This is a genomic window from Burkholderia lata, from assembly GCF_902499335.1.
In the GTDB taxonomy this organism is placed as follows: Bacteria; Pseudomonadota; Gammaproteobacteria; order Burkholderiales; family Burkholderiaceae; genus Burkholderia; species Burkholderia lata_B.
In genome coordinates, this window is the sequence record NZ_CABVQK010000002.1 from 269,076 (window position 1) to 294,126 (window position 25,051).

General features: G+C 66.1%; 25 protein-coding genes. 23 read left to right on the forward strand and 2 right to left on the reverse strand.

The window, feature by feature from the left end; genetic code table 11:
• The first annotated feature begins 87 nt into the window (after positions 1–87).
• From BCO18175_RS05495 to BCO18175_RS05530, 8 genes are all read left to right on the forward strand, one after another.
• Complete coding sequence (locus BCO18175_RS05495) at positions 88–414, forward strand: YbaB/EbfC family nucleoid-associated protein (protein WP_006482124.1); 327 nt, start codon at positions 88–90, stop codon at positions 412–414.
• A 31-nt stretch (positions 415–445) separates the two neighbouring features.
• Positions 446–1,042, forward strand: coding sequence for a recombination mediator RecR (gene recR / locus BCO18175_RS05500; RefSeq protein WP_006478665.1), 597 nt, complete (start codon positions 446–448; stop codon positions 1,040–1,042).
• A gap of 48 nt (positions 1,043–1,090) precedes the next feature.
• Complete coding sequence (locus tag BCO18175_RS05505) at positions 1,091–2,296, forward strand: CaiB/BaiF CoA transferase family protein (RefSeq protein WP_174979824.1); 1,206 nt, start codon at positions 1,091–1,093, stop codon at positions 2,294–2,296.
• Between the two features lie 222 nt (positions 2,297–2,518).
• A complete protein-coding gene (gene surE, locus BCO18175_RS05510) occupies positions 2,519–3,280 on the forward strand; it encodes a 5'/3'-nucleotidase SurE (RefSeq protein ID WP_174967492.1) in 762 nt (253 codons plus the stop codon).
• Positions 3,277–4,209 carry a protein-L-isoaspartate(D-aspartate) O-methyltransferase gene (locus tag BCO18175_RS05515; protein WP_174979825.1) on the forward strand — a complete coding sequence of 311 codons (933 nt, stop codon included), beginning with the start codon at positions 3,277–3,279 and terminating at the stop codon, positions 4,207–4,209. Before surE ends, BCO18175_RS05515 begins: the two co-directional genes overlap by 4 nt.
• A 5-nt stretch (positions 4,210–4,214) precedes the next feature.
• Positions 4,215–5,099 (forward strand): peptidoglycan DD-metalloendopeptidase family protein, encoded by an 885-nt coding sequence (locus BCO18175_RS05520; protein ID WP_174979826.1) that lies wholly within the window; start codon positions 4,215–4,217, stop codon positions 5,097–5,099.
• Between the two features lie 11 nt (positions 5,100–5,110).
• The gene (rpoS, locus tag BCO18175_RS05525) at positions 5,111–6,199 is read left to right on the forward strand and encodes an RNA polymerase sigma factor RpoS (protein WP_174979827.1); all 1,089 of its coding nucleotides are present in this window, start codon (positions 5,111–5,113) and stop codon (positions 6,197–6,199) included.
• A 3-nt stretch (positions 6,200–6,202) separates the two neighbouring features.
• Positions 6,203–6,979 (forward strand): 3'-5' exonuclease, encoded by a 777-nt coding sequence (locus BCO18175_RS05530; protein ID WP_174914827.1) that lies wholly within the window; start codon positions 6,203–6,205, stop codon positions 6,977–6,979.
• Between the two features lie 30 nt (positions 6,980–7,009).
• On the opposite strand, the gene BCO18175_RS05535 is transcribed toward BCO18175_RS05530, so the two are convergent.
• Complete coding sequence (locus BCO18175_RS05535; protein ID WP_174979828.1) at positions 7,010–7,864, reverse strand: endonuclease/exonuclease/phosphatase family protein; 855 nt, start codon at positions 7,862–7,864, stop codon at positions 7,010–7,012.
• A 221-nt stretch (positions 7,865–8,085) separates the two neighbouring features.
• Here BCO18175_RS05535 and rlmD point away from each other — a divergent pair, with 221 nt between their 5' ends.
• Complete coding sequence (rlmD, locus tag BCO18175_RS05540; protein WP_174979829.1) at positions 8,086–9,483, forward strand: 23S rRNA (uracil(1939)-C(5))-methyltransferase RlmD; 1,398 nt, start codon at positions 8,086–8,088, stop codon at positions 9,481–9,483.
• 63 nt (positions 9,484–9,546) lie between these two features.
• Here rlmD and BCO18175_RS05545 read toward each other — a convergent pair whose 3' ends face one another.
• A complete protein-coding gene (locus BCO18175_RS05545; protein WP_006761414.1) occupies positions 9,547–10,245 on the reverse strand; it encodes a Bax inhibitor-1/YccA family protein in 699 nt (232 codons plus the stop codon).
• Positions 10,246–10,494: 249 nt separating this feature from the next.
• On the opposite strand from BCO18175_RS05545, the gene ndk reads away from it, so the two are divergent.
• From ndk to BCO18175_RS05615, 14 genes are all read left to right on the forward strand, one after another.
• Positions 10,495–10,920, forward strand: a complete 426-nt coding sequence (gene ndk / locus BCO18175_RS05550; RefSeq protein WP_047900843.1) for a nucleoside-diphosphate kinase — start codon at positions 10,495–10,497, stop codon at positions 10,918–10,920.
• Between the two features lie 55 nt (positions 10,921–10,975).
• Positions 10,976–12,115 carry a 23S rRNA (adenine(2503)-C(2))-methyltransferase RlmN gene (gene rlmN, locus BCO18175_RS05555; protein WP_174967496.1) on the forward strand — a complete coding sequence of 380 codons (1,140 nt, stop codon included), beginning with the start codon at positions 10,976–10,978 and terminating at the stop codon, positions 12,113–12,115.
• 164 nt (positions 12,116–12,279) lie between these two features.
• Positions 12,280–13,305 carry a helix-turn-helix domain-containing protein gene (locus BCO18175_RS05560; RefSeq protein WP_174979830.1) on the forward strand — a complete coding sequence of 342 codons (1,026 nt, stop codon included), beginning with the start codon at positions 12,280–12,282 and terminating at the stop codon, positions 13,303–13,305.
• 112 nt (positions 13,306–13,417) lie between these two features.
• Entirely contained in the window at positions 13,418–14,722 is a 1,305-nt protein-coding gene (gene ispG / locus BCO18175_RS05565) for a flavodoxin-dependent (E)-4-hydroxy-3-methylbut-2-enyl-diphosphate synthase (protein WP_122946696.1), read from the forward strand.
• A 16-nt stretch (positions 14,723–14,738) separates the two neighbouring features.
• Positions 14,739–16,079 (forward strand): histidine--tRNA ligase, encoded by a 1,341-nt coding sequence (gene hisS, locus BCO18175_RS05570; protein WP_174914835.1) that lies wholly within the window; start codon positions 14,739–14,741, stop codon positions 16,077–16,079.
• A 55-nt stretch (positions 16,080–16,134) separates the two neighbouring features.
• Positions 16,135–16,764: a tetratricopeptide repeat protein gene (locus BCO18175_RS05575; RefSeq protein WP_085039522.1), complete on the forward strand. Its 630-nt coding sequence runs from the start codon at positions 16,135–16,137 to the stop codon at positions 16,762–16,764.
• A gap of 41 nt (positions 16,765–16,805) precedes the next feature.
• On the forward strand, positions 16,806–17,951 hold the full coding sequence (gene bamB / locus BCO18175_RS05580; RefSeq protein ID WP_174914838.1) for an outer membrane protein assembly factor BamB: 1,146 nt from the start codon (positions 16,806–16,808) through the stop codon (positions 17,949–17,951).
• 247 nt (positions 17,952–18,198) lie between these two features.
• Positions 18,199–19,536, forward strand: a complete 1,338-nt coding sequence (der, locus tag BCO18175_RS05585; RefSeq protein WP_011352258.1) for a ribosome biogenesis GTPase Der — start codon at positions 18,199–18,201, stop codon at positions 19,534–19,536.
• Positions 19,537–19,690: 154 nt separating this feature from the next.
• Positions 19,691–19,930 carry an RNA chaperone Hfq gene (gene hfq / locus BCO18175_RS05590; protein ID WP_006399927.1) on the forward strand — a complete coding sequence of 80 codons (240 nt, stop codon included), beginning with the start codon at positions 19,691–19,693 and terminating at the stop codon, positions 19,928–19,930.
• A gap of 72 nt (positions 19,931–20,002) precedes the next feature.
• Positions 20,003–21,178 (forward strand): GTPase HflX, encoded by a 1,176-nt coding sequence (hflX, locus tag BCO18175_RS05595; RefSeq protein WP_174946413.1) that lies wholly within the window; start codon positions 20,003–20,005, stop codon positions 21,176–21,178.
• A gap of 47 nt (positions 21,179–21,225) precedes the next feature.
• Positions 21,226–22,560 carry an FtsH protease activity modulator HflK gene (hflK, locus tag BCO18175_RS05600; RefSeq protein WP_174979831.1) on the forward strand — a complete coding sequence of 445 codons (1,335 nt, stop codon included), beginning with the start codon at positions 21,226–21,228 and terminating at the stop codon, positions 22,558–22,560.
• A 15-nt stretch (positions 22,561–22,575) separates the two neighbouring features.
• Positions 22,576–23,475 carry a protease modulator HflC gene (gene hflC / locus BCO18175_RS05605; protein ID WP_174979832.1) on the forward strand — a complete coding sequence of 300 codons (900 nt, stop codon included), beginning with the start codon at positions 22,576–22,578 and terminating at the stop codon, positions 23,473–23,475.
• A gap of 36 nt (positions 23,476–23,511) precedes the next feature.
• Positions 23,512–23,703: a DUF2065 domain-containing protein gene (locus tag BCO18175_RS05610; protein WP_011352254.1), complete on the forward strand. Its 192-nt coding sequence runs from the start codon at positions 23,512–23,514 to the stop codon at positions 23,701–23,703.
• Positions 23,704–23,805: 102 nt separating this feature from the next.
• Positions 23,806–24,954, forward strand: a complete 1,149-nt coding sequence (locus BCO18175_RS05615; protein WP_089440226.1) for an ATP phosphoribosyltransferase regulatory subunit — start codon at positions 23,806–23,808, stop codon at positions 24,952–24,954.
• Positions 24,955–25,051: the final 97 nt, after the last annotated feature.

A 25,051-nucleotide genomic window follows, 5' to 3' on the forward strand; every position in this document is an offset into this window, starting at 1 on the left:
CCGCCCCGCGACAGGCACAATCACGCCCACACATTGGCCGGCACGCGCCGCGTGCCGGTTTTCACACGATCAAGAAGGAGTATTCCCATGTTGAAAGGCAACCTCGCCGGACTGATGAAGCAAGCGCAGCAAATGCAGGAAAACATGAAGAAGATGCAGGAGCAGCTTGCGCTCATCGAAGTCGAAGGGCAGTCGGGTGCCGGCCTCGTCAAGGTGACGATGACGTGCCGCAACGAAGTGCGTCGCGTGTCGATCGACCCGAGCCTGCTCGCGGACGACAAGGACATGCTCGAGGATCTCGTCGCGGCCGCGTTCAACGACGCCGTGCGCAAGGCCGAAGCGACGTCGCAGGAAAAGATGAGCGGCATGACGTCGGGCCTGCCGCTGCCCCCGGGCTTCAAGCTGCCGTTCTGAGCGCAGCGTCCGTGCCACTTTTTGCCGCCGTATGAAACAGCCGTCCGCCCTGTCCGCTCTCGTCGAAGCGTTGCGCGTGCTGCCCGGCGTCGGGCCGAAATCCGCGCAGCGCATGGCGGTCCACCTGATGCAGCACGACCGCGAGGGCGCGGAGCGGCTCGGCCGGTCGCTGCTGTTCGCGACCGAGCACCTGCAGCACTGCGAGAAGTGCAACACGTTCACCGAAGCGCAGATCTGCGAGGTCTGCAGCGACGAAGAGCGTGATCCGACGCTGCTGTGCGTCGTCGAGACGCCTGCCGACCAGATCATGCTCGAGCAGACGATGACTTACCGCGGGCTGTATTTCGTGTTGATGGGGCGGCTGAGTCCGCTCGACGGGATCGGCCCGAAGGAAATCCATTTCGACCGCCTCGTGCGACGCGCGTCCGACGGCGTCGTCAAGGAAGTCGTGCTCGCGACCAACTTCACCAACGAAGGCGAAGCCACCGCGCACTACCTCGGCCAGACGCTGAAGGCGCGCGGGCTCGCGGTCACGCGCCTCGCGCGCGGCGTGCCGGTGGGCGGCGAGCTCGAATACGTCGACGCGGGCACTATCGCCCGCGCGATGCTCGACCGCCGCACGATGTAAGCCGGGCGCCGCCGGCCGGCGGCGCCGTTCCTCATGTCAGGGAGACACATGAGCACCAGCCAGGGCCCGCTCGCGGGCGTCAAAGTGCTCGAATTCGGAACGCTGATCGCGGGGCCGTTCGCGTCGCGGCTGTTCGCCGAATTCGGCGCGGAAGTGATCAAGATCGAGGATCCGAACGGCGGCGACCCGCTGCGCAAGTGGCGCAAGCTCCATCCGGAGCAGGGCGGCACATCGCTGTGGTGGTCCGTCCAGGCGCGCAACAAGAAATCGGTCACGCTCAACCTGAAGGCCGACGCCGGCAAGGCGATCGCGCGGCAACTCGCGCGCGAGGCCGACATCGTGATCGAGAACTTCCGCCCGGGCCTGCTCGAAAAGCTCGGGCTCGGCTACGACGTGCTGTCGGCCGACAATCCGGGCCTCGTGATGGTGCGCCTGTCCGGCTACGGGCAGACGGGCCCGTACCGCGACCGTCCCGGCTTCGGCGCGATCGCCGAATCGATGGGCGGGCTGCGTCACATTACCGGCTATCCCGAGCTGCCGCCGCCGCGCATCGGCATCTCGATCGGCGATTCGATCGCTGCGCTGCACGGCGTGATCGGCGCACTGATGGCACTGCATCACCGCAAGGTCAACGGCGGTGCGGGGCAGGTGGTCGACGTTGCACTGTATGAAGCCGTCTTCAACATGATGGAAAGCGTGGTGCCCGAATACGGCGTGTACGGGATGGTGCGCGAGCGCACCGGCGCGTCGCTGCCGGGCATCGTGCCGTCGAATACGTATGCGTGCCGCGACGGCAGCATCGTGATCGGCGGCAACAGCGATCCGATCTTCAAGCGGCTGATGAAGGCGATCGAGCGCGACGACCTCGCCGACGATCCCGCGCTTGCGCAAAACGACGGGCGCGTGCCGCGCACGCAGGAGATCGACGACGCGATTGCCGCGTGGCTCGCGCCGCGCACGATCGATGAAGCGCTCGTCGTGCTCAACGCGGCCGACGTGCCGGCCGGGCGCATCTACAGCGCCGCCGACATGTTCACCGATCCGCAGTTCGTCGCGCGGCAGATGATCCAGCGCTTCAAGCTGGCCGACGGCACCGACATTCCGTTGCCGAACGTCACGCCGAAGCTGTCGGACACGCCGGGCGAAACGCGCTGGCTCGGGCCCGAGCTCGGCGAGCATACGGACGAGGTGCTGCGCGGCCTCGGCTACGACGCGCAGGCGATTGCCGCACTGCGCGACGCGGGCGCGATTTGAGCAACCTCGGGCCTGTCGCTTTGCGCCAGGCTCCCGGAGCGGAGCATGCCCCAAGGGGGCGCCGTTGGCGGGGGAAAACCCGGGGCTGCCCGGCCTTTTCCTGAGCATGCACAACGCCGCCGCGCAACGCGGCGGTGCAGCGTGTACGGGTGCCCGCAACCGTCCGTCCGCAGTCGCCGGACTGTCGCTCTCGCGCCATCTTTCCTCGGTTACAATCGCCGGATGCGAATCCTACTCAGCAACGACGACGGCTATCTCGCCCCCGGTCTCGCCGCGCTCAGCGACGCGCTGCAGCCGCTGGCCGAGCTCACGGTGATCGCGCCCGAGCAGAACTGCAGCGGCGCGTCGAATTCCCTCACGTTGTCGCGGCCGCTGTCGGTGCAGCGCGCGGCGAGTACGGGTTTCTTCTATGTGAACGGCACGCCGACCGATTCGGTGCACGTCGCGTTGACGGGGATGGCCGACGCCAGGCCGGATCTCGTCGTTTCCGGGATCAACAACGGCCAGAACATGGGCGAAGACACGCTCTATTCGGGGACAGTTGCGGCCGCCACCGAAGGCATCATGTTCGGCGTGCCGGCCATTGCGTTCTCGCTGGCCGACAAGGGCTGGGCCCATCTGGCCGACGCCGCGCGCGTCGCCGCGGAAATCGTCGAGCACTACCTCGCGCATCCGCTGCCGGGCCAGCCGCTGCTGAACGTCAATATTCCGAACCTGCCTTACGGCGAACTGAAAGGCTGGAAGGTCACGCGCCTCGGCAAGCGTCATCCGTCGCAGCCGGTGATTCGCCAGACCGACCCGCGCGGTGAACCGATCTACTGGATCGGCGCGGCGGGCGACGCGCTGGACGCCAGCGAGGGCACCGATTTTCACGCGGTGGCAAACGGTTTCGTGTCGATCACGCCGCTGCAGCTGGACCTCACGCATACGCAGATGCTGCCCGCGACGCGCGAATGGGCGCGCGCCGGAGGGCGGGCTTCATGAGCGGCGAGCGCGCGAAGCGGTTCCCGCTCGCGCTCGAAGATCTCAAGCGAGCGCCACGCAAGTCGGAAGGTCGGGCCGGCGAACGCCATGCGGCGGTCGCGGTATCGAAGGCCGCCGACAAGCCCGCGGCCGTGCTGAAGCCGGTTGCGGTGAAGCCTGCTGCGGCGCGAACGGTGTTGCCCGGTTCCGCTGCCGCGAAGCCCGCGACCGCACCGAAGCCAACCGCGCTGAAGCCCGCATTGCCGAAGCCGGCTGCGCCGAGCGTCGCGCCGGCCGGCGCGTTCGCGCTCACGTCGGAACGTGTGCGTGAACGGATGGTCGAACGGCTGCGCGCGAACGGCGTGACCGACGCGCGCGTGCTGGAAGCGATGGCCGCGGTGCCGCGTCACATGTTCGTGGATCCGGGGCTCGCGACGCAGGCCTACGAGGATTCCGCGTTGCCGATCGGCCACCAGCAGACCATTTCAAAGCCGTCGGTCGTCGCGCGCATGATCGAGCTCGCGATGGCCGGCCGCACGCTCGAGCGCGTACTCGAGATCGGCACGGGCTGCGGCTATCAGGCCGCCGTGCTGAGCCACGTGGCACGCGACGTGTATTCGATTGAACGCATCAAGCCGCTCTACGAGCGCGCGAAGCTGAACCTGCGGCCGCTGCGCGTGCCGAACATCCGTCTGCACTACGGCGACGGGCGTGTCGGCCTGCCGTCCGCGGCTCCGTTCGACGCGATCGTGATCGCGGCGGCGGGGCTTGACGTGCCGCAGGCGCTGCTCGAGCAGCTCGCGATCGGCGGGCGGCTCGTCGCGCCGGTCGGCGCGCAGAGCGGGCAGCACCAGGTGCTGACGCTCGTCGAGCGCGTCGCGCACGCGCAATGGCGAGAGTCACGGCTTGATCGCGTTTTCTTTGTCCCTTTAAAATCCGGAGTAATTTGAAACCGATGAGTATGTTGCGCGCGATGCAAAACAACCGTTCCAGGGAACCGCTCACGCTCGCCCAGCGCGCGATCTGCGTAGCTGCGTTCTCCACGCTACTGGCCGCCTGTGCGACGCGGCTCGACAACGCGCCCGTCGTCGATCGCTCCGGTTCGCTCGGCACGACCGGCACCGCGCAGCCCGCGGCGCCGCTGCCTCCGGCACCGCCGGGTTACTACCGGGTGAAGCCGGGCGACACGCTGTACCGGATCGCACTCGAAAACGGGCAGAACTATCGCGACATCGCCGCGTGGAACAACCTGGCAAACCCGAATCAGATTGAAGTCGACCAGCTGCTGCGCGTTTCGCCGCAGGCCGGTGCCGCCGTTGCGGGCACGCAGGTCGCCGCGCCGATCGCGGGTGCTGCCGTTGCTACCGCGCCGCTCAGCAGTGGCCCGGCAACGCCGGCCGCCGGTACGTCGTCGGTTACGACGCCGCCTGCCGCGGCAGCCGCATCGAGCGATACGGCAGCCGTGCCGAGCGGCCCCGTGACGTTCGCGTGGCCCGCGCGCGGTCCCGTGCTGAACGGTTTCGACGACGCGAAGAACAAGGGCGTCAATATCGGCGGCACGGCCGGCGAGACCGTGAAGGCGGCGGCCGACGGCCGCGTCGTCTACTCCGGCAATGGTCTGCGCGGCTACGGCAACCTCATTATCATCAAGCACGATGCAACTTACCTCACGGCGTATGCACACAATCGCGCTTTGATGGTAAAAGAGGGGGACGCGGTAACGAAGGGGCAGAAGATCGCCGAGATGGGGAACAGCGATTCCGACCGCGTGATGCTGCATTTCGAGGTTCGCCGGCAGGGTAAACCTGTCGATCCGCTGAAGTATTTGCCGCCTCAATAACCGAGACGACCATGCCGAAATCGAAGCGCCACGAGCCGCAAGCCGAGTCTGAGAAGATCAGTCGTGCCACGCAAGCGTCGGTGGGGCGAGCTGGTGCTTCGACGGATGACGAAGACGACGTCGCGGACAACGAGCGTGACCTCGAGGCACGCGACGCCGACGCGGACGGTGGCGACGACGAGCGCGAAGGCCGCTCGGAGGCGGCGCCCGACGTCGACGATTTCCGCTCGATGCTGCAGGCCGAGCTCACGGCCGACACGATCCAGCATTACCTGAACCGCATCAGCGTGAAGCCGCTGCTCACCGTCGAGGAGGAGCAGCGTTATTCGCGTCTGGCCAAGGCCGGCGAATTCGAGGCGCGGCAGGTGATGATCGAGCGCAACCTGCGCCTCGTCGTCAGCATCGCGAAGGGGTATCTGAACCGTGGCGTGCCGCTGCTCGACCTGATCGAGGAAGGCAACCTCGGCCTGATGCACGCAATCGAGAAATTCGACCCGACGCGCGGCTTTCGTTTCTCGACCTACGCGACGTGGTGGATCCGGCAGAGCATCGAGCGGGCAATCATGAACCAGGCACGCACGGTGCGCCTGCCCGTACACGTGATCCGCGAACTGAACCAGGTGCTGCGCGCGAAGCGCCACCTCGAAAAGAATTCGATGTCGACGGGCGAGGCGGCCGAGCGCCGCGAAGCCAGCATCGACGACATCGCCTATCTCACCGGCAAGACCGCCGAGGAAGTCACCGACATCCTCGCGCTCAACGAGCACACGGCGTCACTCGACGCGCCGCTCGACCTCGATCCCGCGAGCAGCCTGCTCGACCTGCTGCCCGACGACCAGAGCCAGTCACCCGACGCCGAGGTGCAGCACCGCGAGCTCGAGACGCTGACGCGCGCATGGCTGTCACGGCTGTCCGACAAGCACCGGCACGTGATCGAGCGCCGCTTCGGCCTGAACCACATCGAACCGGCGACGCTCGAGGAGCTGGCCGACGAGATGGGGCTCACGCGCGAGCGCGTGCGCCAGATCCAGCAGGAAGCGCTGGTGCGCCTCAAGCGGTTTTTCGCCTCCAACGGCGTGCGCAAGGACGCCGTTCTGTAACTGATGACTCCGATTCTTGTTTTTGACATCGAGACGATCCCCGATGTCGACGGCATTCGCCGTCTGGAAGACCTGCCCGCGACGCTCGACGATGCCGCGGTGGCCGAACATGCGTTCGCCGCCCGCCGCGAGAAGACGGGTGGCGATTTCCTGCCGCACCACCTGCAGCGCATCGCGGCGATCTCGTGCGTGTTCCGCGACAACAACGGTTTTCGCGTGCGCTCGCTCGGTACGCCGCAGGACAACGAAGCGACGCTGATCCAGTCGTTCTATCGCGTGATCGAGAAATACACGCCGCAGCTCGTGTCGTGGAACGGCGGCGGCTTCGATCTGCCGGTGCTCCATTACCGCGCGCTCGTGCACGGCATTCCCGCGTCTCGCTACTGGGATCTCGGCGAGGACGACCGCGATTTCAAGTGGAACAACTACATTTCGCGCTACCACTCGCGGCATACCGACCTGATGGATGTGCTCGCGATGTATCAGGCGCGCGCGAACGCGCCGCTCGACGCGCTCGCGAAGATGTGCGGCTTTCCGGGCAAGCTCGGGATGGACGGCAGCCAGGTGTGGCCGGCGTTCCAGGCCGGGCAGATCGAGGAAATCCGCAACTATTGCGAAACCGACGTCGTCAATACCTACCTGCTGTATTGCCGGTTCCAGTTGATGCGCGGCGGCCTGACGCCGAGCGAGTATGCGGACGAGATCCTGCTCGTGAAGAATTCGCTTGCGCAGGAGCCAGCGTCGCACTGGGCCGAATACCTGGCCGGCTTCGACGCGTAACGCGGGCCGGTTGCGCCGTAGCAGGTGCAATCAGGAAAGTTCGAGCAGCACCGGCTGGTGATCCGACGCGCGCACGTCGCCGTCGATGTTGCAGCGCACGATGCGCGGCAGCAGCGTATCGGTCACGAACACGAAGTCGCACGCGAGCGGCCCCTCCGACCATTGCACCGTATCGTAGACGCCCGCCGTCGGCGGTGGCGTGCGGCCTGGGTGCCGAGCGACCCAGGCGTCGACGAAGCGCGGCGCGTCTGCGACCGGCTCCAGGAATCGGCAATAGGCCTCGCTGCCGAACGCGCTGTTGAAATCCCCGCAGACGATCGCATCGCACGGCTGGCCGGTCGCGCTGAACGGTCCCTCGGCGGATTCGGCGGGCGCCGGTCGTGCCGCGTGTGCGCAGGCCTCGCGGTGCCGGTCACGCAGCGCGTCGACCTGAGCGAGCCGCTGGCGCGCCGAATAATATTCCAGATGCGTGGTGACCACCCGCAGTGGCCCGAAGGGCGCCTGCAACTCGACGTCCAGCGCGACGCGCGGCATCGACGGCACGCCGGCGTCGGCCGGCCACGGCAGCAACTGGCGGAGCACGCGCCCGACCGGTAGCCGGGTCGCGATCGCGTTGCCGAACTGGCGGCGCGGTGCGCCCGGTTCGATGGCCGGCAGGTCGGCGCCGATCGCTTCGACGATCATATAGCCGGGCAGCAGCGCCGCGAGTTCGGCGAACTGGTCGGCGCCGGGTCGGCCGGGCAGTGCACCGAAGCCGCGCGTGACCTCCTGAAGGCACAGCACGTCGAAGTCGCCGAGCGCGCGGATCGCCGTGACCGTGCGCGAAAGATCGACGACGCCGTCCGCGTCCCGACCCCATTGGATGTTCCAGTCGATCAGTCGCATGGTCAAATCTCCTGCCGGGCCAATTTCGGGTCGAGGACAGCTTCCGATCGGCTCGTCGGCCCACGCCCGGCCGTGGCGCTCCCAGGCCGCCTGCCTGGCCGTTCCGGCACGATGCCGTACCGTCTATGCTCAAGTATCGACGCTTGCGTCATGCAAAGCGGGCGATGCGGGCCTTCGTCGTCTACAATCTCGCCTTCTTCAACGTTTGTCAGGAAAAGCTGGTGTCCGAAGCCGTCCCCACTTCTGCGCGCAAATCTAGAAATGCGCCCGTCGCGCCCGGAATCGCCCCGGTTCTCGAGATCGAATCGCTCGACATGGAAGCGCGCGGTGTCGGCCGCACGATCACCGAGGACGGCGAGCCGGGCAAGGTCATCTTCGTCGAGGGTGCGCTGCCGGGCGAACGCGTGACCTATTCGAGCTTCCGCCGCAAGCCGAGCTACGAGCAGGCGACGGTTGTCGACATTCTGCGCCCGAGCGTGATGCGCACGAAGCCGAAATGCGCGTTCTTCGGCACCTGCGGCGGCTGTTCGATGCAGCATCTCGACATGCGCGCACAGGTGGCGGTCAAGCAGCGCGTGCTCGAAGACAACCTGTGGCACCTGGCGAAGCTGCGCGCGGAAACGATGTTCGCGCCGATCCACGGCCCGTCGTGGGGCTATCGCTACCGCGCACGCCTGACCGTGCGCAACGTTGCGAAGAAGGGTGGCGTGCTGGTCGGGTTCCACGAGAAGAAGAGCAGCTACGTTGCCGACATGACGAGCTGCGAAGTGCTGCCGCCGCATGTGTCGGCGATGCTCGTGCCGCTGCGCCGGCTCGTCGAGGGGCTGTCGATCCGCGATCGGATGCCGCAGATCGAGCTCGCGGTCGGCTCGGAAGTCACGGCGCTCGTGCTGCGCGTGCTGGAGCCGATCAACGCGGACGACGAGGCGTTGCTGCGCTCGTTCGCGGACGAGCACAAGGTGCAGTTCTGGCTGCAGCCGAAGGGCCCCGATACGGTGACGCCGTTCTATCCGCTCGACGTGTCGCTCGACTACACGCTGCCGGAATTCGGCATCCGCATGCCGTTCAAGCCGACCGACTTCACGCAGGTCAACCATCAGATCAACCGCGTGCTGGTGGGCCGCGCGCTGCGCCTGCTCGCGCCGTCGCGCGACGACCGCGTGCTCGATCTGTTCTGCGGGATCGGCAACTTCACGCTGCCGCTTGCGCGGCTGTCGCGCGAGGTGATGGGCATCGAGGGCAGCGACACGCTGACGACGCGCGCGCTGGCGAACGCGCGCGAGAACGGTGTTGACGGCCACACGACGTTCGCGTGCCGGAACCTGTTCGAAGTGACGGGCGACGACATCCGTGCGCTCGGTGCATTCGACAAGTTCCTGGTCGATCCGCCGCGCGAAGGCGCGCTCGCGGTGTCGAAGGCGCTGGCCGAGATCGCGCAGAGCGGTGAAGGCCCGCTGCCGAAGCGCATCGTCTACGTGTCGTGCAACCCGTCGACGCTGGCGCGCGACGCGGGCCTGCTCGTGCACGAGGCCGGCTACCGCCTGAAGGGCGCCGGTGTCGTGAACATGTTCCCGAATACGTCGCACGTCGAATCGATCGCGCTGTTCGAGCGCGACTGAGCCAGGCGGCGGACGTAAAAAAACCGGCCCGCGGGCCGGTTTTTTCATGATGCGTGGTGAACGTCAGTTGCGGTTGCCGCCGAAGATGCCGAGCAGCGCGAGCAGGTTCGTGAACACGTTGTACAGGTCGAGGTAGATCGCGAGCGTGGCCGAGATGTAGTTCGTCTCGCCGCCGTTCACGACGCGCTGGACGTCGAACAGCATGTAGGCGGAGAAGATCGCGATCGCGAGTACCGACACGGTGAGCATCAGCGCCGGGAGTTGCAGGAAGATGTTCGCGACCGATGCGAGCAGGATCACGATCACGCCCATGAACAGCCACTTGCCGAGCCCCGAGAAGTCGCGCTTGCTGACGGTGGCGATCGTCGCCATCGCGGCGAAGATGATGCCGGTGCCGCCGAACGCGAGCATGATCAGCGACGGGCCGTTCGAGAAGCCGAGGATGAAGCTCAGCAGCCGCGACAGCATCAGGCCCATGAAGAACGTGAAGCCGAGCAGCACGAACACGCCGGCCGCGCTGTTTTTCGTCCGCTCGATCGCGAACATGAAGCCGAACGCGATCGCGAAGAACGCGAGCAGGCTCATCATCGGGCTCGTGGCCGCGAACAGCGAGAAGCCCGTCGCGACGCCGACCCAGGCGCCCAGCACGGTCGGCACCATCGACAGCGCGAGCAGCCAGTACGTGTTCCGCAGCACGCGGTTGCGAACTTCGGCGGTGCTGACGGAACCGCCGCGGCCGAAATTGTACGGATAGTCGTTCATGGTTTCTCCTAACATTGAACGCATGTGCGTCCGGGGCCGGTTCGGCGCGCGCGGTGTGCGGCGCAGCAAACCGGAGCAGCTATGGCTAAGATACGTTCCGTGCCGGGAGGTTTCAATGGCCAGGCGGCACAAAACATTTGGATTCTGAACCTTTCATGCATGTAAGGGTTCAATCGCAATGATACACGGGATCGTGCTACAATAGCGGATTCATTTGAACCTGTAACTTCTTAATTTTTTGGAGTTTTTATGGCAATCGAGCGCACCCTGTCGATCATCAAGCCGGATGCGGTGGCAAAGAACGTGATCGGCCAGATCTACAGCCGTTTCGAAGGCGCCGGCCTGAAGATCGTCGCATCGCGCATGGCACACCTGTCGCGTGCTGACGCAGAGAAGTTCTACGCGGTTCACGCAGCGCGTCCGTTCTTCAAGGACCTCGTCGATTTCATGATCTCGGGCCCGGTGATGATCCAGGTTCTGGAAGGTGAAGGCGCGATCCTGAAGAACCGCGACCTGATGGGCGCAACGGATCCGAAGAAGGCAGAACAGGGCACGATCCGCGCCGACTTCGCCGACAGCATCGACGCGAACGCCGTGCACGGTTCGGACGCTGCTGAAACGGCAGCGGTCGAAGTCGCGTTCTTCTTCCCGGAAATGAACGTTTACTCGCGCTAAGCCCTGGCTGGCAGCAAGTAGGCAGGATTCAGCGCACGCGGCAAGGCAGCACATCATGACGAGCGAAACTACCGTCAATCTTCTCGACTTCGACGCCGAGGGTCTTGTCGCGTACTGCGGCAGCCTCGGCGAGAAGCCGTTCCGCGCCAAGCAGTTGCAGCGCTGGATCCACCAGTACAACGCTGGCGACTTCGACGGCATGACCGATCTCGCGAAGTCCTTGAGAGAGAAACTCAAGGGCCGCGCGTCGATCGGCATGCCCGAGATCGCCAGCGATCACGTTTCCACCGACGGCACGCGCAAGTGGCTGATCGACGTCGGAAACGGCAATGCGGTCGAAACCGTGTTCATCCCGGAAGAGACGCGCGGCACGCTGTGCGTGTCGTCGCAGGCCGGGTGTGCGGTCAACTGCCGCTTCTGTTCGACGGGCAAGCAGGGCTTTTCCCGCAACCTGTCGACAGCCGAAATCATTGGCCAGCTGCGGATGGCCGAGTTTGCATTGCGAGCGTCACTGGGCCGCGCGCCCGGTCCGAACGGCAAGGCCGAACGGGTCGTCACCAACGTGGTGATGATGGGCATGGGCGAGCCGCTGCTGAATTACAGCGCGGTCGTGCCGGCAATGCGGCTGATGCTCGACGACAACGCGTACGGCCTGTCGCGCCGCCGCGTCACGCTGTCGACGTCCGGCGTGGTGCCGATGATGGACCGCCTCGGTGCCGAGTTGCCGGTCGCGTTGGCCGTTTCGCTGCATGCGCCGAACGATGCGCTGCGCGACGAGCTGGTGCCGCTCAACAAGAAGTATCCGCTGCGCGAGCTGATGGCGGCATGCCAGCGTTATCTGAAGGTCGCGCCGCGCGACTTCATTACTTTCGAATACTGCATGCTGGACGGCGTCAACGACACTGAAGCGCATGCGCGCGAACTGCTGGCCGTCACGCGCGACGTGCCGTGCAAGTTCAATCTGATCCCGTTCAATCCGTTTCCGGAATCGGGCCTCATCCGCTCGAAGACGGAGCAGATCAAGCGTTTTGCACAGGTCCTCATCGACGCGGGTGTCGTCACGACCGTGCGCAAGACGCGCGGCGACGACATCGATGCCGCGTGCGGCCAGCTGGCCGGCGCAGTGAAGGACCGCACGCGCCTTGCGGAACGAACGGGCGCAGCAGGAAAAATCATCGAAGTTCGGGCGATTTGACAGGGACGCCTGGCCGGGGATGCCAGGACCTTCAAGCGGTACAACACGCGAATAGCGATCGGTCGCGGCGCCTCGGCGTTGCGCATGGTATGGACAGTTGCGGGTGCCGGCCGGCGGGAGCCGGCGGCGGCCGCCAGTGAAGAAGAATCGACGCGAGGACAAGGATGAGTGAGCCGCAGCCGTCTAACGGCGCAGAGACGAATGGCGCGAAGCCGGCACCGGCAGGGTTGGAATCGCTTGCGGCGGTCGGCAGCCGGCTGGCGCAGCTTCGGGAGACGAGGGGTTGGACCGTCGATGACGTGTCGGCGCGACTCAAGGTCGCACCGCAGAAGCTCAGGGCGCTCGAGGCTGGCGACATCAGCCATTTGCCCGGCGTGACGTTCGCGCTCGGTGTCGTGCGCAGCTACGCGAAGATGCTCGGCGTCGATCCGGAACCGTTCGCGCAGGCGTTGCGCCGTGAGCGCGGGGTGCCCGAAGTCGACCTGTCGATGCCCGCGTCGTCGGGGACGGATCTGCCGCGCGGCCGTGTGTCGATTCCGCTGGGCGGGTCGTCGCGGCATCACCCGTGGCTGTGGGGCACGGGCATCGTCGTCGTCGCGGTGGTGGCAGTACTGATGTGGCACACTGGCGGCGATTCGTCGAGCCTGCTCGCGCGCTTCAAGAGCGGCGACGCGGAGCATGCGTCGGCCGCGAGCGTGCCGGCGGCGGCATCCTCGTCGTCGGTCGAAGAGGCGGCCGCGAGCGGTGCGTCTACCGTGGTTGCGAATGAGGTTCAGGCCCCGGCTGTTGCATCTGCAGCCCCGGCGCCGGCCGTGGCGTCGGCAGCTCCGGCGCCCGCGCCTGTGGCGCCGGTGGTGGTGGCTGCATCGCAGCCCGTCGTGGCAACGACGGCGGCAAGCGCCGCCGCGCCGGCTCAGCCGGCGAGCGTCGTGGTCGCGGCCGGCCAGTCGATGGTGGAACTGAAGGTCAAGCAGGACAGCTGGTTCAGCGTGCGCGACAAGAGCGGCAAGGAGCTGTTCTCGGGGCTGGTGCACGGCGGCGAGGCGAAGCAGGTCGCCGGCGACGGTCCGTTCAAGGTCACGATCGGCAACAAGGCAGGCCTCGACGCGATCGCGTTCGACGGAAAACCTGTCGATCCGGCAAAATATTCGGCAGCGCGGGGTAATGTGGCGCGGTTCACGTTGCCCTGACGTCAAGCGCCGTGGCGAAGGCCTGTCGTCGATATCGGCAGGCCGTGAGGGCACGGCGCTTTTTCAATTCATGCGCCGCGTCGCGGCGCATTCCGCGTAAATGGATCTATCGATGCAATCCGAAGCTCAATCCCCACGCAGCAGTCAGATTTGTTCAACCGAGCCGGTGTTCGGCGGGCATCAGCCGCGCCGTGTATCGCATGCGGTGGATGTCCGCTGGGGCGGGCAGCTCGTGACGATCGGCGGCGACGCGCCGGTGCGCGTGCAGTCGATGACGAATACCGACACGGCCGACGCGATCGGCACGGCAATCCAGATCAAGGAACTCGCGAATGCGGGCTCCGAACTGGTGCGCATCACGGTCAACACGCCCGAGGCAGCGGCCGCCGTGCCGGCGGTCCGCGAGCAACTCGACCGCATGGGCGTGACCGTGCCGCTCGTCGGCGATTTCCACTACAACGGCCACCTGCTGCTGCGTGACTACCCGGGTTGCGCGGAGTCGCTGTCGAAGTACCGGATCAACCCGGGCAACGTCGGCCAGGGCGCGAAGCGCGATACGCAGTTCGCGCAGATGATCGAGGCCGCGGCCAAGTACGACAAGCCGGTACGGATCGGCGTGAACTGGGGCAGTCTCGACCAGGACCTGCTCGCGCGCATGATGGACGAGAACGGTGCGCGTTCGCAGCCGTGGGATGCGCAGAGCGTGATGTACGAGGCGCTGATCCAGTCGGCGATCGGCTCGGCCGAACGTGCGGTCGAACTGGGCCTCGGCCGCGACCGCATCATTCTGTCGTGCAAGGTCAGCGGCGTGCAGGACCTGATCGCCGTGTACCGCGAGCTCGCCCGCCGCTGCGGCTTCGCGCTGCACCTCGGGCTGACCGAGGCCGGCATGGGATCGAAGGGCATCGTCGCGTCGACGGCGGCACTCGGCGTGCTGCTGCAGGAAGGGATCGGCGACACGATCCGCATCTCGCTGACGCCGGAACCGGGCGCGTCGCGCACGGGCGAGGTGATCGTCGGCCAGGAAATTCTCCAGACGATGGGCCTGCGCTCGTTCGCACCGATGGTGATCGCGTGCCCGGGTTGCGGCCGTACGACGAGCACGCTGTTCCAGGAGCTCGCGATGCAGATCCAGACCTACCTGCGCGAACAGATGCCGGCCTGGCGCAAGGAGTATCCGGGCGTCGAGAAGATGAACGTCGCGGTGATGGGCTGCATCGTCAACGGCCCGGGCGAATCGAAGCACGCGAACATCGGCATCAGCCTGCCGGGTTCGGGCGAAAACCCGGCCGCGCCCGTCTTCATCGACGGCGAGAAGGTCAAGACGCTGCGCGGCGAGCGGATCGCCGAGGAATTCCAGCAGATCGTCAGCGACTACGTCGCACGCAATTACGGCCGCGCTGAGGCCACGAACTAATTCGTCCACACACACGATGACTGAACAAAAACGCAAGATCGAGAAGCTCACCGGCGTCAAGGGCATGAACGACATCCTTCCGCAGGATGCCGGCCTTTGGGAGTTCTTCGAAGCTACGGTGAAATCGCTGCTGCGCGCATACGGTTACCAGAACATCCGCACGCCGATCGTCGAGCACACGCAGCTCTTCACGCGCGGCATCGGTGAGGTCACCGACATCGTCGAAAAAGAGATGTACAGCTTCACCGACGCGCTGAACGGCGAGAACCTGACGATGCGCCCGGAAAATACCGCGGCCGTCGTGCGTGCGTCGATCGAGCACAACATGCTGTACGACGGCCCGAAGCGCCTGTGGTACATCGGCCCGATGTTCCGTCACGAGCGTCCGCAGCGCGGCCGCTACCGCCAGTTCCACCAGGTCGGCGTCGAGGCGCTCGGCTTCGCGGGCCCTGACGCGGATGCCGAGATCATCATGATGTGCCAGCGCCTGTGGGACGACCTCGGCCTGACCGGCATCAAGCTCGAGATCAACTCGCTCGGCCTCGCCGAAGAGCGTGCCGCGCATCGCGTCGAACTGATCAAGTACCTCGAGCAGTTCGCCGACGTGCTCGACGAGGATGCGAAGCGCCGCCTGTATACAAACCCGCTGCGCGTGCTCGACACGAAGAACCCCGCGCTGCAGGAAATCGCGCAGAACGCGCCGAAGCTGATCGACTTCCTCGGCGACGAATCGCGCGCGCACTTCGAAGGGCTGCAACGCCTGCTGCTCGCGAACAACATCCCGTTCAAGATCAACCCGCGTCTCGTGCGTGGCCTCGACTACTACAACCTGACCGTGTTCGAGTGGGTGACCGACAAGCTCGGTGCGCAGGGCACGGTTGCTGCCGGCGGCCGCTACGATCCGCTGATCGAGCAGCTCGGCGGCAAGCCGACCGCCGCGTGCGGCTGGGCGATGGGCATCGAGCGGATCCTCGAACTGCTGAAGGAAGACGATCTCGCGCCCGAACAGGAAGGTGTCGACGTGTACGTCGTGCACCAGGGCGAGACCGCGCGCGAACAGGCGTTCATCGCGGCCGAGCGCTTGCGCGACACGGGCCTCGACGTCATCTTCCACTGCAGCGCGGACGGTGCGCCGGCGAGCTTCAAGTCGCAAATGAAGCGGGCCGACGCAAGCGGCGCCGCGTTCGCGGTGATCTTCGGTGAAGAAGAGGTTGCGAACGGCACGGTGGGCGTGAAAGCGCTGCGCGGTGCGGGCGCAGATGGGGAAAAGAACGTTCAGCAGACCGTACCGGTCGAAGGCTTGACCGAATTCCTAATCAATGCGATGGTTGCATCCGCCGAAGACGGCGACGACTGATCGCGCTGGCATCCGCTCGACAAGAATGGCCTGAACAGGAAGGAATCGCTCGCCGATGAGTTATCACGACGAACAAGAATCGATTGAAAGTCTCAAGGCGTGGTGGGCCCGCTGGGGCAACCTCACCACGTGGATCGTGCTCGCGGCGCTCGTCGTCGCGGCCGGTTTCAATGGCTGGAACTACTGGCAGCGCCGTCAGGCTGCCGAGGCGTCCGGGCTGTACGAGCAGGTCCAGAAGGCTGCCGCCGCGAACGACAAGGCGACGATGGCTCGCGCGGCCGCCGACATGGAAGACAAGTTCGGCAGCACGCCGTATGCACAGATGACGGCGCTCTCCGCTGCGAAGACGCTGTACGCAGCCGGCGACGCGGCAGGTGCGAAGGCACAGCTGCAATGGGCCGTCGATCACGCCAAGGATGACGAGTACAAGCAGATCGCGAAGCTGCGCCTCGCGTCGCTGCTGCTCGACGAGAAGGCGTACGACGCGGGCCTCGCGCTGCTGTCGGGTACGCCGGTCGATGCATTCAAGGGCCTCGTGGCCGATCGCCGCGGCGATCTGCTTGCCGCGCAAGGCAAGACCGACGACGCGCGCGCGGCTTACAAGCTCGCGCTCGACGGCCTGTCGAAGGACGACCAGTCTGCGCGCCAGCTCGTGCAGTTCAAGCTGGACGCGCTCGGCGGCTGAACCCCGGTCCCCTCAACCTCTTAACTCTGCTTCGCTAACCGATGAATTTGCTGAAACGTTACGCTGTGCCCGTTGCCTGCGCGGCGGCTGTCCTCGCATTGGCGGCCTGCTCGTCGTCGAAGGATGCGCGCCGCGTGCCGACGCCGCTCACCGAGTTCAAGCCCGTGATGGACGTGCAACAGGTCTGGAAGGCGGGCGTCGGCAAGGGCGGGCGCTACCTGTTCTCGCCGGTGGCCGTGGGCGACGCCGTTTATGCGGCGGGCGAAAACGGTTCGGTCGAGAAGATCGACGCGAAGACGGGCCAGACGCTCTGGCGCGCGAAGGTCGGCTCCGACCTGTCGGCCGGTGTCGGCAGCGACGGCAACCTGACCGCGGTCGGCGCGCTGAAAGGCGGCGTGTTCGTGCTGGGCCCGGACGGCAAGCAACTGTGGAAGACCAGCGTGCAGGGCGAGATCTTCTCGCCGCCGCTCGTCGGCAACGGCCTCGTGGTCGTCCGCACGATCGACGGCCAGGTGATCGCGTTCAACGCGCAGACGGGCGAGCAGAAGTGGAACTACCGCAACCGCGCGGTGCCGCTGAACCTGCGCGTGTCGGCCGGCATGACGTTCGCGGGTGACGCGGCGGTGCTGGCGGGCTTCCCCGGCGGCGGGCTGGTCGCGATCAACCTGCAGACGGGCGAGCCGTTCTGGCAGACCCCGGTGTCGTTCCCGAAGGGCGTGACCGAGGTCGAGCGTATCAACGACGTCAGCGGCCCGCCGACGCTCGTGGGCGCGGAAGCCTGCGCGGTGACGTTCCAGGGGCAGCTCGGCTGTTTCGACGCGAACTCGGGCCGCCCGCTGTGGGAAAAGTCGTTCTCGAGCCGCAGCGGTCTCGCGCAGGACGATTCGGTGGTCGCCGGCGGCGACGACTGGTCGGTCGTGACTGCGTACGACGCTGCTTCGGGCAACCAGCTGTGGCGCAACGACAAGCTGAAGAGCCGTGACGTCGGTGTGCCGTATCTGCTCGGGCACGCAGTCGTGATGGGCGATTACAAGGGCTTCGTGCACTTCCTGTCGCGCGAAGACGGCAGCTTCATCGCACGGATGAAGACCGACGGCAGCGCGATTACGGCGGCGCCGGTCCTCGCGGGCAATACGCTCGTCGTGCAGACGAAGGACGGCGGCCTGTACGGATTCCGTCCGCGCTGACGCGCAGGAAACATGCGCGGCCGCGGTGCGACGGGCTTGTCCCGCGCACCGCGGCCGCGCGACTTGAAGGCGGCCGGTGCTCCCGGCCGCTCGGTATTTGAAAGGCAGTTCGAGACGAAAGACGATGGCGCGCAACGCGCGCCAGGCGCGCGCATCCGGCGCGGCGCGAATTCGTGATATTTTCATTCAGCGCAGCCGCCCGCAGCAGCGGGCCTCCCGCTGCTGCGCTTCACCGTAGAAAACACAGATGAAACCGGTCATTGCCCTCGTTGGGCGCCCCAATGTGGGGAAATCCACGCTGTTCAACCGGCTCACGCGCTCGCGTGATGCGCTGGTCGCTGACTTGCCGGGCCTGACGCGCGATCGCCATTACGGCGAAGGGCGCGTCGGCGAGCGGCCGTACCTGGTCGTCGATACGGGCGGCTTCGAGCCCGTCGCGAAGGACGGCATCCTGCACGAGATGGCACGCCAGACGCGGCAGGCCGTCGAGGAAGCCGACGTCGTCGTGTTCATCGTCGACGGCCGTAACGGCCTTGCGCCGCAGGACAAGTCGATCGCCGACTACCTGCGCAAGACCGGCCGGCCGATCTTTCTGGTCGTCAACAAGGCCGAGGGGATGAAGTACACGGCGGTCGCGACGGACTTTTACGAGCTCGGGCTCGGCGACCCGCGTGCGATCTCGGCCGCGCACGGCGACGGCGTGACCGACATGATCAACGAGGCGCTGGAAGTCGCGTACGCGGGTCAGCCGGAGGAAGCGGACGAGGACGACCCGTCGCGCGGCATCAAGATCGCGATCGTCGGCCGTCCGAACGTCGGCAAGTCGACGCTCGTGAACGCGCTGATCGGCGAAGATCGCGTGATCGCGTTCGACATGCCGGGTACGACGCGCGATTCGATCTACGTCGACTTCGAGCGTAACGGCAAGAAATACACGTTGATCGACACGGCCGGCCTGCGCCGCCGCGGCAAGGTGTTCGAGGCGATCGAGAAGTTCTCGGTCGTGAAGACGCTGCAGTCGATCTCCGACGCGAACGTCGTCATTCTTCTGCTGGATGCGCAGCAGGACATTTCCGACCAGGACGCTCACATCGCCGGCTTCGTCGTCGAGCAGGGCCGCGCGCTCGTGATCGGCGTCAACAAGTGGGACGGCCTCGACGAGCATGCGCGCGATCGCGCGAAAGCGGATTTGACCCGCAAGCTCAAATTCCTCGACTTCGCGAAATCGCATTACATTTCGGCCGCGAAGAAGACCGGTATCGGCGCGCTGATGCGCTCGGTCGACGACGCGTACGCGGCGGCAATGGCGAAGCTGCCGACGCCGAAGCTCACGCGCGCGCTGATCGAGGCCGTCGAGTTCCAGCAGCCGCGTCGTCGCGGCCCGGTGCGTCCGAAGCTGCGCTACGCGCACCAGGGCGGCCAGAATCCGCCGCTCATCGTCATCCACGGTAACGCGCTCGACGCGGTGACGGAAACGTACAAGCGCTACCTGGAAAACCGGTTCCGCGAAACTTTCTCACTGACAGGGACTCCATTGCGAATAGAGTTCCGTTCGTCGAACAATCCGTACGCGGACAAGAGCTGAAGACGTCTGTTACACGCGTCACGCAAGGGGTCGGCCGCAAGGCCTACGCCCCGGGCGGGCCAAGCAAAATCGGCTATAGTGTAGCGATTGGCGCCGGATCTCTTTTTCTTCGCCGCCAGTCCAGATCAACCTGCAAAAAAAGATGGAGTACGCCATGAGCAACAAAGGGCAATTGTTACAAGACCCGTTTTTGAACGCACTGCGCAAAGAGCACGTTCCCGTTTCGATCTACCTCGTCAATGGCATCAAGCTTCAAGGGAACATTGAATCGTTCGACCAGTACGTCGTGTTGCTCCGTAATACGGTGACCCAGATGGTGTACAAGCACGCCATCTCGACGGTCGTGCCGGCGCGCCCGGTGAATTTCCACCCGGACGCGGAAGCCTCGTCCTAACCTATCGCAGCGGCCGGCATCCGGTCGCCGCGAGCGACCGATGCCAGCCGCCTTATCTTGACACCCGATAATTTGATCAACGCAGCGCTCGTCGGCATCGATTTCGGCAAGACCGATTTCGAAGCCAGTCTCGAAGAACTCAGTCTTCTCGCCTCCAGCGCGGGGGCCCGTCCCGCAGTCACCCTCACGGGTCGTCGCTCCAGTCCCGATGCCAAGATGTTCATCGGCAGTGGCAAAGCCGAAGAACTCCGGCTTGCGTGCGACGCGCACAACGTCGAAATCGTCATCTTCAACCACGCATTGGCGCCCGCCCAGCAACGTAATCTGGAGCAGGCACTTAACAGGCGCGTGGTCGATCGCACCAGCCTCATCCTCGACATCTTTGCACAGCGTGCCCGCAGTCACGAAGGCAAGCTGCAGGTCGAACTCGCGCAGCTTCAGTACCTGTCGACGCGGCTCATTCGCGCATGGACCCACCTTGAGCGGCAGAAGGGTGGTATCGGCCTGCGCGGCCCGGGTGAAACCCAGCTCGAAACCGACCGCCGGCTGATCGGCGAGCGCATCAAGATGCTGAAGTCGCGGCTCGACCGGCTGCGCCGGCAACACAGCACGCAACGCCGTCAGCGCGCGCGCAGCGGCACGATGTCGGTGTCGCTCGTCGGCTATACGAACGCGGGCAAGTCGACGCTGTTCAATGCACTGACGAAAGCGCAGGCCTACGCGGCCGACCAGCTGTTCGCCACGCTCGACACGACGTCGCGGCGCGTCTACCTCGGCGACGAGGTCGGCCAGATCGTCGTGTCGGATACGGTCGGGTTCATCCGCGAGTTGCCTCACCAGCTGGTCGCTGCCTTCCGTGCGACCCTCGAGGAAACGATCCACGCGGATCTGCTGCTGCATGTGGTCGATGCGTCGAGCGCGGTCAGGCTTGAACAGATCGAACAGGTCAATGGTGTGCTGCACGAGATCGGCGCGGACACGATCCGGCAGGTGCTGGTGTTCAACAAGATCGACGCCGTGCCTGAGCTGGCGGCCCGCGGCGACGCGGTCGAGCGGGACGAGTATGGTAATATTTCGCGCGTCTTTTTGAGCGCGCGCACCGGTCAGGGTCTTGACGCGTTGCGTGCCGCCATCGCCGAAATCGCCTCCGCGGAACACCTTTCCAGCGCGACGTTACCCAACGGCGCGCTCGACGGCGCCCCCGCTGAACCACACGAAGACCACACGATTTCCGAACACGGGCGCTAACCGGTCCCGGCCGGTTCGCCGGCGTCTAATCTGGTGAACAAACTCTGGTGAACGAATACAACGAGCGGAGTACCTGGCGGCGGATGCGCGCCTTGCTGTCGATCAACGATCCCCGCTGGGGACGCGGCGAAAGCAATGGCAAGGACGGATCCCGTCCTCGTCCGAACGAATCGAAGCGTCCGCAGGGCGGCGACGGCGATGGTCCGCCCGATCTCGACGAGATGTGGCGCAACTTCAACCGTCGCCTCAATGGCCTTTTCGGCGGCAAGGGCGGCAACGGTTTCCGTCCTGACAACGGGCGAGCCGCGCGAGTCGGCGTCGGCATCGTGATCGGCGTGCTGGTCGCGGTCTACGCGGGCAGCGGGCTGTTCGTCGTGCAGGAAGGGCAGACGGGCGTCGTGCTGCAGCTCGGCAAGCTGTCGGGCACGGTCGGCCAGGGCGTGCACTGGCGCGCGCCGTATCCGTTCGCGTCGCACGAGATCGTCGATACGTCGCAGGTGCGCTCGATCGAGATCGGCCGCAACAACGTCGTGCGTCTCGCGAACGTGAAGGAAGCGGCGATGCTGACGCGCGATGCCGATATCGTCGACGTGCGCTTCATCGTCCAGTACCGGATCCGTTCCGCGACCGATTACCTGTTCCGCAGTGTCGATCCCGAGCGCAGCGTCTCGCAGGCAGCCCAGGCCGCGGTACGTGCGATCGTCGGCACGCGCAGCGCAGCCGACGTGCTGAACCAGGACCGCGACGCGCTGCGCGAGCAGCTCTCCGCCGCGATTCAGCGCGATCTCGATCGCTACCAGTCGGGGCTCGAGGTGACGGCCGTCACGATGCAGAGCGTGGCGGCGCCCGAGCAGACGCAGGCCGCGTACGGTGAAGTCGCGAAGGCGCGCGACGAGCGCGAGGCCGCGAAGCGCGCCGCACAGGCGTATGCAAACGACCTGCTGCCGAAGGCGCAGGGCGATGCGGCGAAGCTCGTCGACGAAGCGAAGGCGTATGCCGATCGCGTGGTCACGCAAGCCGAAGGCGATGCCGACCGCTTCAAGCAGGTCTATGCGCAGTACTCGAAGGCGCCCGCGGTGATCCGTGAGCGGATGTATCTCGAGACGATGCAGGAAATCTATTCGAACTCGACGAAGGTGTTCGTCGGCAACAAGGGCGGCAACAGCGTCGTGTATCTGCCGCTCGACAAGCTCGTCGAGCAGGGGCGACAAAACGCCGCGGCGTCCAATGGTGCATCCGCGCCCGATGCGGCGTCGGCACCGGCGGTCGTCGCGCCGGCTGCAGCGGCACCGGCGAGTGCGGCGTCGGCGGCGTCCGGCAACGACGTGCTGCGATCGCGCGAAGCGTTTCGCAGCCGGTCGCGCGAAGACGATCTGAAGTAACGGGGAGCGCAGAACATGAACCGAATCATTGCGCTCGTCGTCGCAATCGTGATCGTTGCCTTCGCGGCATCGTCGACAGTCCTTACCGTCGATCCGCGCCATGCGGCCGTGCTGTCGGGGCGCGAAGGCGCGCAGCCCGAGCTGGCGGGCCCGGGCATCCATTTCAAATTGCCGCCGCCGCTGCAGACGGCCACGCTGATCGACACGCGCCTGCAATCGCTTGAGTCGTCGGATCCGCTGCAGCTGGCAACGGAAGACAAGCACGACCTGCTCGTCGCCTACGCGGTGAAGTATCGGATCAGCGATCCGATGAAGTATTTCGCGACGACGGGTGGCGACCCGTCGGCAGCCGGCGACCGCCTGGCCGGCGCGCTGAAGAGCGCACTCGGCGACGCGTTCGGCAAGCGCTCGCTCGACGACGCGCTCGGCGGCCAGCGTGCGATCGCGGATGCGGCGCGCGACGAGGTGAAGGCGAAGGCGTCCGGTTTCGGCGTCGACGTGGTCGACGTCCAGCTGACGCGCGTCGACTTGCCGGCCGCTCAGACCGATGCGGTCTATCAGCGGATGATCGGCGCGCTGCGCGATCAGGCGGCGCAGGTGCGTGCGCAAGGCGCGGCCGACGTCGAGCAGATCAAGGCGGACGCTGAACGCGAACAGCAGGCCGTGCTCGCGAACGCGTACAAGTCCGCGCAGACGCTCAAGGGCGAGGGCGATGCGAAGGCAGCGACGATTGCCGCCGACGCGTTCGGCCGCGATCCGCAGTTCTACCAGTTCTACGCGAGCCTGCAGGCTTACCGGAACACGTTCAAGCGCAACGACATCATCGTCGTCGATCCCGACAGCGAGTTCTTCCGCTTCATGCGCAGCCCGACGGGCGGTGCCGCACCGGCGGCGCCTGCTCCCCGCAAACACTGACCTTGGGGCGCCGCGTCGAGCGGCGCCGTCGCTCGCATGGACCTGGCTGGCTCGTTGTTGCTCGCAGTAGCGCTGATGCTGATTATCGAGGGGGCGTTCCCCTTCGTGTTTCCCGTCGCCTGGCGCGACACGTTTCGTAGAATAGCTGAGCGGCCGCCGCATCATATCCGGATCGGCGGGCTGATCGTGATGGTGCTCGGGCTCATACTGCTGCTGCTCGCGACCTGATCCAGACGGCGCATCCGCCGTTCGTCCCGCCCGAATTCAGAATTTCCGATTCACATCGCGGCGCGCGTGTCGCGCGCTGTTTCCCGTCGTAGGACCGTACCGATGTCGACCTGGTTACTTCCCGAGAATATCGCCGACGTATTGCCGTCGGAAGCGCGCAAGATCGAGGAGCTGCGCCGCAGGCTGCTCGACCGCTTCCGTTCGTATGGCTACGAAATGGTAATGCCGCCGCTGCTCGAGTATCTCGAGTCGCTGCTGACGAGCGGCGGCGCCGACCTGCGCCTGCGCACCTTCAAGCTGGTCGACCAGTTGTCGGGCCGTACCCTCGGCCTGCGTGCGGACATCACGCCGCAGGTCGCGCGGATCGACGCGCACCTGTTGAACCGTCAGGGCGTGACGCGCCTCTGCTATGCGGGCCACGTGATGCATACGCGTCCGCGAGGCCTGCACGCGACGCGCGAGCAGATCCAGATCGGCGCCGAAATCTACGGGCATGCGGGGCTGGAAGCCGACCTCGAGATCCAGCAACTGATGCTCGACGCGTTGCATCTCGCGGGCCTGTCGCGCATCCGTCTCGACCTCGGCCACGCGGGCGTGCTCGCGGCGCTGCTGGCGCGCGACGCGCAGGCTGCCGAGCGCGGCGAGTCGCTGTACGACGCGCTGTCGGGCAAGGACGTGCCGCTGCTGAACGAACTCACCGACGATCTCGGTGCCGACACGCGCGCCGCGCTGCGCGCGCTGCCGCACCTCTATGGCGACGCGAGCGTGCTCGCCGAGGCACGTGCGCGGTTGCCGGTGCTGCCCGAAATCACGCGGGCGCTCGACGATCTGGCGCAGCTCGCTGCGCAGGCGAAGGGTGCCGAAGTGGCGATCGATCTCGGTGACCTGCGCGGCTACGCGTATCACAGCGGTGCGATGTTCAGCGCCTACATCGACGGCGTGCCGAATGCGATTGCGCGGGGCGGCCGCTATGACCACGTCGGCCAGGCGTATGGCCGTGCTCGTCCGGCGACGGGCTTCTCGCTCGACCTGCGCGAGCTCGCGCGGATTTCGCCGGTCGAGGCGCGCGGCACCGCGATTCTCGCGCCGTGGGCGCAGGACGACGCGCTGAGCGCGGCCGTGGCGGCGCTGCGCGATGCGGGCGAGGTCGTGATCCAGGCGCTGCCGGGCCACGATCATGTGCTCGACGAGTTTGCCTGCGACCGTTCGCTCGTCGAGCGCAACGGCGCATGGGTGGTCGAACCCCGATAAACAGGCGTTCGCGGGACGTGCTTCGGCGTGCATATCGTTGAAGCGAAACGGAAAAATTCGGAATCGCCCGCGAACATAGGTAGAATACGTTTTTAAC